The sequence below is a fragment of the Duganella sp. 3397 genome (assembly GCF_031456625.1).
Taxonomy (GTDB): domain Bacteria; phylum Pseudomonadota; class Gammaproteobacteria; order Burkholderiales; family Burkholderiaceae_D; genus Rugamonas; species Rugamonas phyllosphaerae.
Genome location: NZ_JAVDVB010000011.1, coordinates 48,260 through 60,294 on the forward strand (window position 1 = coordinate 48,260; position 12,035 = coordinate 60,294).

10 protein-coding genes are annotated in these 12,035 nt (G+C 63.9%); 8 read left to right on the forward strand and 2 right to left on the reverse strand.

Annotated features, from left to right (window positions below; translation table 11 throughout):
* Window positions 1–11 precede the first annotated feature (11 nt).
* Together J2X54_RS24680 and J2X54_RS24685 are read left to right on the forward strand one after the other, a co-directional pair.
* Window positions 12–2,156, forward strand: a complete 2,145-nt coding sequence (locus J2X54_RS24680) for an FUSC family membrane protein (RefSeq protein ID WP_310184419.1) — start codon at window positions 12–14, stop codon at window positions 2,154–2,156.
* A gap of 188 nt (window positions 2,157–2,344) precedes the next feature.
* Window positions 2,345–2,587 carry a hypothetical protein gene (locus J2X54_RS24685; protein WP_070249233.1) on the forward strand — a complete coding sequence of 81 codons (243 nt, stop codon included), beginning with the start codon at window positions 2,345–2,347 and terminating at the stop codon, window positions 2,585–2,587.
* Between the two features lie 310 nt (window positions 2,588–2,897).
* Here J2X54_RS24685 and J2X54_RS24690 read toward each other — a convergent pair whose 3' ends face one another.
* Window positions 2,898–4,376 (reverse strand): amino acid permease, encoded by a 1,479-nt coding sequence (locus tag J2X54_RS24690; RefSeq protein WP_310184420.1) that lies wholly within the window; start codon window positions 4,374–4,376, stop codon window positions 2,898–2,900.
* A gap of 276 nt (window positions 4,377–4,652) precedes the next feature.
* On the opposite strand from J2X54_RS24690, the gene J2X54_RS24695 reads away from it, so the two are divergent.
* The 6 genes from J2X54_RS24695 (at window position 4,653) to J2X54_RS24720 (ending at window position 11,010) form a co-directional block, all read left to right on the forward strand.
* Window positions 4,653–4,793, forward strand: coding sequence for a hypothetical protein (locus J2X54_RS24695; RefSeq protein ID WP_167359070.1), 141 nt, complete (start codon window positions 4,653–4,655; stop codon window positions 4,791–4,793).
* 143 nt (window positions 4,794–4,936) lie between these two features.
* Entirely contained in the window at window positions 4,937–5,467 is a 531-nt protein-coding gene (locus J2X54_RS24700) for a sigma-70 family RNA polymerase sigma factor (protein ID WP_310184421.1), read from the forward strand.
* Window positions 5,468–5,536: 69 nt separating this feature from the next.
* On the forward strand, window positions 5,537–6,595 hold the full coding sequence (locus J2X54_RS24705) for a FecR domain-containing protein (protein ID WP_310184422.1): 1,059 nt from the start codon (window positions 5,537–5,539) through the stop codon (window positions 6,593–6,595).
* A gap of 89 nt (window positions 6,596–6,684) precedes the next feature.
* Window positions 6,685–9,120, forward strand: coding sequence for a TonB-dependent siderophore receptor (locus J2X54_RS24710; RefSeq protein ID WP_310184423.1), 2,436 nt, complete (start codon window positions 6,685–6,687; stop codon window positions 9,118–9,120).
* A 22-nt stretch (window positions 9,121–9,142) separates the two neighbouring features.
* Window positions 9,143–10,711, forward strand: a complete 1,569-nt coding sequence (locus tag J2X54_RS24715) for a PepSY-associated TM helix domain-containing protein (RefSeq protein ID WP_310184424.1) — start codon at window positions 9,143–9,145, stop codon at window positions 10,709–10,711.
* Window positions 10,708–11,010, forward strand: coding sequence for a DUF3649 domain-containing protein (locus J2X54_RS24720; RefSeq protein WP_070249239.1), 303 nt, complete (start codon window positions 10,708–10,710; stop codon window positions 11,008–11,010). Before J2X54_RS24715 ends, J2X54_RS24720 begins: the two co-directional genes overlap by 4 nt.
* 9 nt (window positions 11,011–11,019) lie before the next feature.
* Here J2X54_RS24720 and J2X54_RS24725 read toward each other — a convergent pair whose 3' ends face one another.
* Window positions 11,020–12,033, reverse strand: a complete 1,014-nt coding sequence (locus J2X54_RS24725) for a succinylglutamate desuccinylase (protein ID WP_310184425.1) — start codon at window positions 12,031–12,033, stop codon at window positions 11,020–11,022.
* Window positions 12,034–12,035: the final 2 nt, after the last annotated feature.

Below are 12,035 nucleotides of genomic sequence, written 5' to 3' on the forward strand. Positions count from 1 at the left end.
AAGGTCACCGCATGCATTACGCACTCAACCTGCGCACGTTTTTCTATAGCCACTATTTTTACCTGGGGCTGCGTTTTGCCGCCGGCCTGGTCGGCGTCACCCTGATCTCGCTGCAGTTCACCAACCTGCACACCGCGATGACGGTGTGTATCGGCGCGCTGTGCACGGCGCTGATGGATATGCCCAGCCCGCTGCGCCACAAGTTCAACGAGATGAGCGCGTCGGTACTGCTGTGCAGCTTCGTCACGCTGTTGATCAGCCTGTGCGCGCCGCTGCACTGGCTGTTAATGGTCATGCTGGTGCTGATCAGCTTTTTCGCCTGCATGATGGTGGTGTACGGCAAAAAGTCGATGCCGCTGCAACTGGCCACGCTATTCATCATGACCATGTCGATGGAACACTCGATGACGGCCAGCCAGTCCTTCATCCATACCGCCTGGTTCACCTCGGGCGCGGTGGCCTACCTGGCCTATGCGATGGGGGTATCCTGGATCTTGCGCCACCGTATCAAGCAGCAGGTGCTTGCCGAGGCGCTGTTCGAGCTGGCCCATTACATCGACATCAAGGCCGATTTTTACGACACCCGCTTCAACCTTAACGAACAGTTCAACAAGCTGGTGCGCCAGCAAAGCGTGCTGGCCGACCGCCAGCAGGCCTCGCGCGACCTGATCCTGCGCGCCCACTTGAATGCCAAGGACGCCATCGTGGTGCAAACCCACGTGTGCATGCTCGACCTGTACGAACTGGTGCTGTCCACTCACACCGACTACGCCCAGCTGCGCCTGCACCTGGCCGACTCGCCGGTGATGACCACGCTGCACGACCTGGCCTGGAAGTGCGCACGCGATATCGAATCGGTGGCCTACGATGTCACCCGCAAGAAAGCCTCGTACCCCGAGATTAGCTACGGCCCGGAACTCGACGCCGTCGAAGCCGAACTGGCCGCGCTGCAGGCGCGCATTGCCGCCGGCAAACCCCAGCAGGAGGCGCTGGCCGTGCTGCGCGCGCAGCGCAACAAAATCCGCGCCATCATCAGGATGATCGGCGAGCTGCACCAGGCCAGCCAGAAGGCCTACGCGACCACGCCGTTCTGGGTCGATGCCGACATGGGTCCGTTCCTGTCGCAGCAGAAATATGAACTACGGATGATCCTATCGCACCTGCGGCTCGACTCGCCGATCTTCCGCTTCTCGCTGCGGGTGGCGATGGCGATCTCCGTGGGCCTGGCGGTGGCGGCGCTGCTGCCCTACGCGGCGCACAGTTACTGGATCGTGCTCACCATCGTCATCATCCTCAAACCGAGCTTCAGCATGACCAAGCAGCGCCGCACCGACCGCATCATCGGCACCATCATCGGTTGCGTGATCACGGCGGTGGTGCTGCACGTGATCAGCAACATGGCGGTAATCCTGGCCATGCTGGTGCTGGCCACGGTGGCCACGCCCACCTTCATCTACCTGCGCTACCGGTACGCGGCAGTGGCGGTGTCGATCATGATCCTGTTGCAGATGCACCTGATCGCGCCCGGCAACAACGACCTGATCATGGAGCGGCTGGTCGATACCTTCATCGGTGCAGCCGTGGCCACCGCCTTCAGCTTCGTGCTGGCCAACTGGGAATACCAGAGCGTGCCGCGGCTGGTGCGCGGTGTGCTGGAAGTAAACCTGCGATATATGCAGGCCAGCTTCGACCTGCTGCAAGGCAAGGGCAAGGACGACTTCGCCTACCGCATCGAGCGCAAGCGTTTGATGGACAGCCTGGCGGGGCTCAGCTCGGCGCTGGTGCGCATGTTGGATGAGCCGGCCAGCAAGCGGCGCGCGGTGGAAGATATCAATTTGTTCATCGTGCAGAACTACCTGCTGGTGGCGCACGTGGCGGCCCTGCGCGCCATCCTGCGCCGCCACGTGGTCGAATTGCCCACCGAACCGGTCAACGCCATGCTCGGCATCAGCCACGACCAGGTGGTACGCACCTTGAGCCAGGCGCTCGATCCGCAAGCCGCATACATCCACGTCGACGCCTTGCCCGATGCGCCTGCTGCGGATGCGGTGCCGTGGTCGGGCTGGCCGCTGGTGCAGCGCCGCATCCGCCTGTTGCAGGCCGATGCCGTAAAAATCATCGGCTACAGCCAAGCTGTACTGCGCAATATTGCCTGATGAATAAACGAAAGCGAAAGTAGCCGCACCATCGCGCCAGTTATCACGATAGCGAATATCATACCGTGCGGCAACACGATAGTGTTATACGGTTTTTCTATCGCATGCATCACAAAATGAAAGTATATTTATTTCTCCGAGAGGCGCATACTGCACTGCATCAAACAGACATTCTCAAGGAGCTCCACATGACCACTACCGTTTTCAACTACCACACCAACGTTACCGACTTCGCCAGCGACGTTACCAACGCAGTGCGCAAGTTGTTCATCGCGGTATTCGTCAAGAAGCCCGTTGCCGTGGCCGAGCAGATCGCCGCTGAAGAGAGCGCCGAAGAAACCATCTGGTGGCTGAGCAGCACCGCCAACGAAGTGGCGTCGCACTCGCCGAGCCTGGCATCGGAACTGCGTTACGCCGCAGCCCGCGCTTAAGCCTGAACCCTGTTTGACTGACCGAATTCAAGGAGAAACACCATGCTGACCATCATCGAAAACCTGCCAGTTGCCGTTGCCCTGACCGCTGTTGCTCTGCGTCTTTACCTCGGCGCCAAGCCAGGCAGCGCAAAGTAAGAGCGCGTAACATAACCTCCATGGCTTCGTTGCAGCTCCTCGCCGTACATTCGTACTGTCTTCGTCGCTGCGCCTTGCCCTGCAGGTTGTGTTAAGCGCTCTGGCGTCTTGATCAAATGGGCAAAAGCCCCGGTCCGCTTACGCGGCCGGGGCTTTTTAACGTCTGGCCGGCTTACTGCCTATTCAAACGGGAGTTACGCATTCCATACAGAAAATAAGTGATGACGGCTGCCGACATCCAGATCGCAAAGATCGTGTAAGTCGTCAGCGACAGGCCGAACATCAAGTACAGGCAGGCGCTGATGCTCAGCCCCGGCACCAGGTAAGGACCGAACGGCACGCGGAAGCCGGCGGTCGGGTTGGCGCGCTGCTTGTAGCGCAACACCGGCACCGCCAGCGACACCACGATGAACGCCGTCAAGGTGCCCATGCTGACCATGTCCCACAGGAAGGTCGCATCGACAAAGCCGGCCACCAGGCCAACGACCAGGCTGACGATCAGGGTGTTTTGCACCGGCGAAGCCGTACGTGGATTAACCTTCTGGAAGGTCTTGGAAATCAGGCCATCCTTGGAAATTGCGTACAGGATGCGGGTCTGGCCGTAAATCGTCACCAAGGTCACGCTGAACACCGAAATGACCGCGCCGGCCGCCAGCACCAGCGCCGGCCACTTTTGGCCGGTCACATTCTGCAAAATCACGGCCAGCCCGGCTTCCTGGCCGGCAAACATCGAGGCCGGCTGCGCGCCCATGGCAGCGAACGCCACCAGCATATAGAACACGGTCACAATCGCCAGCGCCGACAAGATGCCGATCGGCACGTTGCGGGTGGGATTGCGCACTTCCTCGCCGGCGGTGGCTACGGTGTCGAGGCCAATGAACGAGAAGAACACGGTGGCCGCAGCAGCAGTCACGCCGGCCATGCCGGTGGTATGCACACCGCCGTCAGGGCTGAAGAACGGGTGGAAGTTGTTAATATCGAAACCCGAGAACGCGATCACGATAAAGAATACCAGGATCGCCAGCTTGATCAGCACCATGATGGCGTTGGTGGTGGCCGATTCCTTGGTGCCGCGTATGAGCAAGGTGCAGCACAAAATCACCAGCAGGATCGGCGGCAGGTTGACGTGGCCGGGACGCAGCTCGATGCCGTGGCTGGCCGTGGCCACGATCATGGGTGAGCGCAACATTTCCGGGATATGCCAGCCGAATGCGTTGTTGAGGAAGTTGTTCAGGTAGTCGGACCAGCCGATCGCCGTGGCACTGGCCGCCAGGCCATACTCGAGCAATAAACAGGCGGCCATGATGAAGGCCAGGAATTCCCCCACCGTGGCATACGCGAACGAATACGACGAGCCCGATGCCGGGATGCGGAACGACAGCTCGGCATAGCACAGCGCGGTCAGACCGGCGGTAATGGCCGCGATCAGGAACGACAGCACCACCGACGGGCCGGCCTTGGGCACAGCCTCGACCATGGTAAAGAAAATACCGGTGCCGATGGTGGCGCCAACGCCGATCATCGTCAGCGGAAACAATCCCATCGATCGGTGCAGGCGGTTGCCGGAAGGCGCTTGATCGGCGCTGACCTGCTCAACGTGTGGAGCGACCGGCTTGGTACGGGTCAGCTTCTGGACCAGCGTTTGATTCACAGTGATTCCTTGTGGGAGATATGTTCGGGCAAAAAAAAACTAAGCGATTATAGGCCTTTACGCCTTCCACCAAGAAAGTTCTTGTGTGTGATCTATACAACTTAAATAAAGTGCTAACAATGCTATTGTCGTTACAGTTACTTACTTTTGATACAGCGAGAATGTAGATCGTGATCCATGTGCGCGCTACTCTTGGGTACAAGATTGATACTTAGCTTGATACTTGGTTTGATACTTAGTTTGATATTTACATAAGACTTCAGGGAGATTCGTGTTATGCCGGTTAAAAAAATCCAGTCCTATATTCCTACCGTTTCCCGCCGTGTCCATCCGGCCGTTACTGTTGCCGCCGCCCTGCTGGGCTTTGCCGCCACCCTTGCCGCCGTCCTCATCGTACGCGGCCAGAACTCCAACTAGCATTTACTGCTGACCTCCTCCCTGCCAGCCTGTAAAATTGGCGCGGTCGGGATAAGAAGGGGTATCCCTGACACCCAGGGTCAGCCAGTGCAGTCCAAGCCAGCCTGTGACGGGAGCCGTCGTCCCCTTGGCTTTGGACCTATGTGGTAACACGCTACTACCGAGAACTGCTCAATTTCCTGTCGCGCGCGGTGAACAACCGCGAGGCTGCCGCCGACCTGGCGCAGGAAAGCTACGCGCGCGTGCTGGCCATGCAGCAGGACGGCGTGACCATCGCCGAACCGCGCGCTCTGCTCTACCGCACTGCGCGCAACCTGGTCATCGACCAGCACCGGCGCGACACGGTGCGCGGCGTCGGTGCTGACCACGATTGCTATGACGTGCACGCCAGCGACGGCGACGCCAACTTCACTGCGCTCGATACGCTGGCCGCGCCGGCCGCCCTCGAACCCGAAACCGCCGCCATGTCCGCCCAGGGCGTGGCGGCGATGCTGGCCGTGATCGGCGAGCTGCCGCTGCGCTGCCGCGAAGCCTTCATCCTGCATAAATTCGACGGCCTGTCGCAGGCGGCGGTGGCGCAGCAGATGGGTATTTCGGTAACCATGGTCGAGCGCCATATCAAGCATGCCATGCAGGCGTGCCGCCGCTGCGCCGAAAGTCCACCGCATGAATGAATTATTCGCCGCCCGGGGTTGGGCTGGCGCCAACTCGCGCGTCTACATCGATATCCCCATGACTTTGCCATGAGCCCAAGCCCGTCATCCCCTAATCCTTTGAGCGACGTCGATCAGCAGGCGCTGGACTGGTTCGCCCGTCGCCAGCGCGCCTTGACGGCTGCCGAAGAAGCCGCGTTCCACGCTTGGCTGCAAGCCGATCCGGCCCACCGCGCGGCGTTGGCGCGCTGGCACGGCGACTGGCGCCAGCTCGACGACCTGCCGGTCGATGGCATCGCGCAGCTGCGGCGCCAGTTGGCGGCGGACCTGGCAGCGGCGAAGTGCGCCAGTACCCCGGCATCGCGCGGCAGGCGTGACTGGCTGGCGGGTGTGGCCGCCATTGCCCCACGGGCGGCGCTGGCCACGGTCGCGCTATCGGCAGCCGGCGGCGGCTACCTGGCCTGGAACCGCTGGCAACAGCAACCGCTGTACGCGGGCGACTTTCGCACCCTGCGCGGCCAGCAGCAGGACATCACCCTGCCCGACGGCAGCACGCTGCGCCTCGATACCGACACCCGCGTCGCCGTGGCCCTGTACCGCGAGCGGCGCGAGGTGCGCCTGCTCGGCGGCCAGGCGGTGTTCCATGTCCAGGGCGACCAGGCGCGCCCGTTCGAAGTGCTGGCCGGCGCCGTGCGCGTGACGGTGGTGGGTACCCGCTTCTCGGTGCGCCACACGCCGGAGATTCCGGGCGCCGAAGAAATCCGGGTGCAGGTCGAGGAAGGCCGCGTGCGCGTGGCCGGCGGCGCCGGTTCGCCGGTGATGGAACTGCGCGGGGGCCAGCGCATCGCGGCAGACGCCAACGGCCGGTTGGGATTGATCGGCCAGGTGGCCGAAGCCGGCATCGCACCATGGCGCGACGGCCGCATCACCTTCGACAACACGCCGCTGGCCCAGGTGCTGGCGGAGTTCGGCCGTTACGGCAGCACCGGCCTGCTGGTGCGCGATGCCGATGTTGCGGCCCTGCGCGTGACCGGCACGTTCGACCCGCACCGGCTGGAGAACTTCCGCCGCGTGCTGCCGCGCGTGCTGCCGGTGGCGTTGCGGCGCGAAGGCGCGGTCACCGAGATCGTTTCTACGCGCGCCCAATAATTTTTTAAATATTTTTGCAAACGGGGTTGGGGTTCTGCGTCACCATGCGTCTACATGAGAAGGATTCTTATTCAACCTCTGGAGAACGCATGTCCCGTTTCACTTTTCAGCCCGCGCCACTGGCGTTGGCCATCGCCCTCGCCTTTAGCACCGCCGGCGCCCACGCCCAGTCCGCGCCATCGCCATCGGCGGCGGTCGCCGTCGAGATTCGCATCGGCGCCCAGCCGCTGGCCCCTGCGCTCGACGCGCTGGCGCGCCAGACCCGCCTGGAACTGATGGTGCAGCCGGCGCTGGTGGCCGGTAAAACTGCGCCGGCCGTCAACGGCCGCATGACCGCGCGCGATGCGCTGCACATGCTGCTGACCGGCAGCGGCCTGGCCGCCGATATCGACGGCACCGTGATCACCATTCGTCCCCAGCGCCGCGAAGACGCCGCCGTGCAAACCCTGGCGACGGTCGCCGTCACGGCCCAGGCCAGCCCCACCACCGAAGGCACCGGTTCGTACACTACGCGCGCGGTCAGCATCGGCAAGGGCGAGCAGGCACTGAAGGACATCCCGCAATCGATCAGCGTGGTCACGCGCCAGCTGCTCGACGAGCAGGCCCTCACTACCGTGTACGACACCCTGGCCAGCACCACCGGCGTGACCATCCAGCAAAGCCCGCAGGGCGGCAAGTACATCTACTCGCGCGGGTTCGACCTGACCACGGTGCAGTACGACGGCGTGCCGCTCAATCGCGGCATGTACGGGCGCGCCAGCAATCTCAATGCCGGCACCGCCGTGTACGACCGGGTGGAAGTGCTGCGTGGCGCCGCCGGCCTGCTGCAGGGCGCGGGCAATCCGGGCGGCGCGGTGAACCTGGTGCGCAAGCGCCCATTGTCCACCGACGCCACCACCGTGGTGGCCAAGGCCGGCTCGTGGGACAACTACGGCCTGCAGCTCGACGCCAGCCGGGTGCTCAGCGACGACGGCAAGGTACGCGCCCGCGTGGTGGCCGACTACGAGGACAAGAAATCGTTCATCGACTACGCCGACCGCCGCAGCCCCACCCTGTTCGCCACGCTAGAAGCCGACCTCTCGCCGCAAACCACGGTGAACCTGGCGCTCAGTTCCGAAGAAGTGAAAGGCCGCCCGTTTCTCAACGGCCTGCCGCGCTACACCAATGGCCGCGACCTGGAACTGCCACGCTCGACGTTTCTGGGCGCGACCTGGAACCGCCAGGACAACAGCAACCGCGGCGCCTTTGCCGACCTGACCCACTACTTCAACGACGACTGGACCCTGAAGGTGAGCACCGCCTACATCGAGGAAAAGAACGACATGAAGTACGCCGGCTCCGGCGTGGCGATCAACCCGACCACCAATCGCGGCGCGCTGCGCGCCTCCAACACCATCGCCAAGAACAAGCTCTCGGGCGTGGACGCCAACATCACCGGCAAGTTCGACGCGCTGGGCCGCCGCCACGAAGTGGTGGCCGGCGTGACCTACTCCTACGCCGAGGCGAGCACCATCTACGGCGTGAGCAGCAACTACTACACCTACGACATCAACAGCTTCAACCCCGACTTTGCCGAACCTTCCGACGATTTCATCTACCAGACCACGCGCGAAGCGCGGCTGGGCAAGTCGCGTGAAATCGGCGCCTACACCGCCGTGCGGCTGCAACTGGCCGATCCGCTCAAGCTGGTCATCGGCGGCCGCGTGGGCTGGTCGCGCACCGTGTGGGACACCACCACCACCGGCCGCGCGCCGTCGGTATCGACCACCAACCAGGGCGAGCACGCCAAGCTGGCGCCTTACGCTGGCTTGATTTACGCGATCAGCCCGACCTGGAACGCCTACGCCAGCTATGCCGACATCTTCTCGCCGCAGTACGAGCAAAAGGAATCGGGCGAAGCCCTGAAACCGCTGGTGGGCGCCAACTACGAGGCCGGCGTGAAGGGTGAGCTGCTGGACGGGCGCCTGAATACGTCGCTGGCGCTGTTCCGCGTGGTGCAGAAAAACCGCGCGCAGGAAGACTTCAGCACCAGTCCCACCTGCCGCAGCGACTACTACTGCTACATCGACACCGGCAAGGTCCGCAGCCAGGGCGTGGATGCGGAAGTGAGCGGTGAACTGGCCAAGCGCTGGAACATCTTCGCCGGCTATACCTTCAACCGCACCAAGTACCTGGAAGACGTCAACAGCGGCGGCCTGGCCTTCAACAGCTTCACGCCCAAGCACATGCTGCGCCTGTGGACCACGTACCAGCCTGACGGCGCACTGCGCGACTTCACCGTGGGCGGTGGCGTCAACACCCAAAGCATGAGCTACCGCACCATCGGCGCGCAGTCGGCGGTGGTCAGTGGCCGCGCGGTGTGGAATTCGATGATCAAGTACCAGATCAATTCGCGCTGGTCGGCCACGCTCAACTTCAACAATATGTTCGACAAGCGCTATTACAGCACCCTGTCGAGCTTTGTGAACGCCAATTACTACGGCGACCCGGCCAACGTGATGCTGACCATGCGCGGCAGCTTCTGATCGTCCGGGAGTCCGGTTCGTGATGAAAAACGGTTTTCGTCAGCAGATGTCATGGCTGCACACCTGGTGCGGCCTGACAGCCGGCTGGGTGCTGTGCGCGATTTTCCTCACCGGGACGCTGGCGGTCTTCCGCCAGCCGATCACGCAGTGGATGGAAGCGCGGCCGGTGGTGCAGCAGGCCGCATCGGGCGACCGCGCAGCCGTGCTGCGCGCAGCCACCGCCCACCTGGCAGCCAACGCCGGCAAGGCGCGCTTCTGGCGCATCGAACTGCCGGGCGAGAACGGCGGCCCGGTGCTGCTGGTCTGGCAAGGCGGCGGCCCGGTCGCACTCGACCCGGCCAACGGCGCGCTGCTCACCGGTGAGCAGGCATCGAGCCGCAAGACCGAGGGCGGGCGCCACTTCATGTCGTTCCACTACATGCTGCAGGCCGACACGCCAGGTTACTGGCTGGTGGGCTGGGCGTCGATGTGCATGCTGGTGGCGCTGGTGACCGGCGTGGTGGTCCACAAGCGCATCTTCAAGGACTTCTTCACTTTCCGGCCCGGCAAGGGCCAGAGATCATGGCTCGACGCCCACAACGCCACGGCGGTGCTGGCGCTGCCGTTCCTGTTCATGATCGTCTATACCGGGCTGGCGTTCTTCTACACCAGCTACATGCCCTGGCCGCTGCAAGCGGTGTACGGGGACGACGGTTACCAGCGCTACCAGTCCGAGCTCGATGGCAAGGAACCTGCACGACGACCACGCGGCGGCGCACCGGCGACCATGCACGACCTGGCGCTGCTGGTGCCGCAGGCGGAAAACCTGATGGCCCGCCCCGCACGCCGCGTTCTGATCGAGCAGCCGGGTCGCACCGGCATGGTCGTGCGCGTGTTCGGCGCCGCCGACGACCACCGAGCAGAGACCATCGCCAGCACCCTGTCGAGCGTGGCGTTCGACGGCGTGACCGGCGCCGTCATCGACGTCAAGACACCACGCGTGGACCAGCCGACCACCAGCGCCGACGTCCACGAGGTATTAAAAGCGCTGCACCTGGTGCGCTTTGGCGGCTGGAGCATGAAGTGGTTGTACTTTGTCAGTGGCCTGCTCGGCACGGCCATGATGGCGACCGGCACCATCCTGTTTTGCGTCAAGCGCCGCAAGAAAAGTGAGCAGGAATTCGGCCGCGCCACAGCCGGCGTCTATCGCTTGATCGAAGCGCTCAACGTGGCGGCGATTGCCGGTATCGCGGTCGCGTGTATCGGCTACTTCTATGCCAACCGGCTGCTGCCCGCGCAGTGGCCAGCAGAGTGGCCGGACCGCGCGGTGTGGGAGATCCGCGCCTTCCTGTGGCTGTGGCTTGCCACCCTGCTGCATGCGCTGGCACGTCCCTTCATGCGCGCCTGGATCGAGCAACTGGCCGCCGGCGCGGTGCTGTGCTTCGCGCTGCCGCTGTTGAACTACGTGACGACTGGCCAGCACCTGTTGGGGTATGCAGCGGCCGGCGACTGGCAGCGGGCCGGCGTCGAACTGGTGGCGCTGGCGTTTGGCGTCATGCTGGCGGTGATGGCGCGGCATGTGCAACAGGCGCGGCGGAAGGAAAAGCGATGAGTACGAAAACGACGAGCGTGAGCGCCCGCTATCGCTGGGAAGTGGCGGGCAGGTTCGTGCTGGCGGGATTCGGTGGCTACGTGCTGACGGCGCTGCTGTCGACCGTGCTGGCTTTGGCGTTGCCGTGGCTTCCGGGCGTCTCGCGCGCGGAGGGCGTGCTGGCCGGCAGCCTGCTGAGCTTTACGTTCTACACGCTGTACGTGATGTGGGTGTTTGCCACCCGCAGCGCGTGGCGGGTGTGGCTGACGACAGTGCTTGCCTGCGCACTGCTGTATGGCGCGCAGGCACTGCTCGATTAAACCTCGGGATCAGGCTACTCGCACCACCATCAACCCAGCGCGCAAACCCACCCGCACATCGGGATTGGGAAACACCACCAGTTCTTCCGGGTGCTGCACCGTGTACACGGTGTCGCCGTCGCGGGCGATTTCCTGGCCCTGCTGCATGGCCGTGAAATTGTGGGTCTCCTTGCCGAACGCCATGCGGAACTGGTCACTCAGCTTGATGATCTGGCGCGCCGTGTTGAAGATGTGCGGCTGGCGGCCGGCGCCCGAGGTGGTCGCGCCGCGCAGCAGGTCGTCGAGCGCTTGCGACGCGTCGACGAATTGCGCCAGGTCGTTCTGTCCCAGGGTGCCGATGCGGCCCAGCTCCACCGTGGTGCCGGCCGCGCCGTGGTGCTCGGCCGAGTAGTAACTGTAAGTGCCCACCGACGCCGGATTCATGATCACGGCGCCGATGCCGGCCGCACCGAGCCAGTCGATCAGGGTGCGGCGCGGCTGCTCGGCGATGAGCTCCGGGACGATGGCAAAAGTCGGATAGACCGATGGCCGGATCGCCGTGTGCAGGTCCAGGTGCCAGCGCTCCGGCCCCGCGTCACCGAAGAAATCGGTGGTGGCGGCGATCAGCTGGTCGGCGCGAGTGGCTTCCGCCGTACCTGCCAGCGAGCCGCGCTCGGCGCGGAACATGCGATTCAGGTCAGCGTCGATGAAGCGCTTGCCGGCGCGGATGGCGCCGATATTACCGACGCATAGCATCAGGTTCACCGCCAGCTTGCCCGCCTCGCGCGACAGGGCGTCGAGCAGGTACGCGACCATTTCGATCGGTCCGGTCTCGTCGCCGTGCACGCCCACCGAAATCAGGAGCGCGGGCCGCTCGCCTGATCCCTTGATGGTCAGGACACCGTCGGCCGGCTGCGCGACTGCGAAGCCGGCCGCACTGAAGCGCTGCGCGACCGCGCCGAAGTCCGCTTGCGCCAGCGCGCGCACAGGCTCTGGCAACAGGGCAGGCAGCGCAGCCGACGCTGGAGTGCGGTCGCCAGCCATGC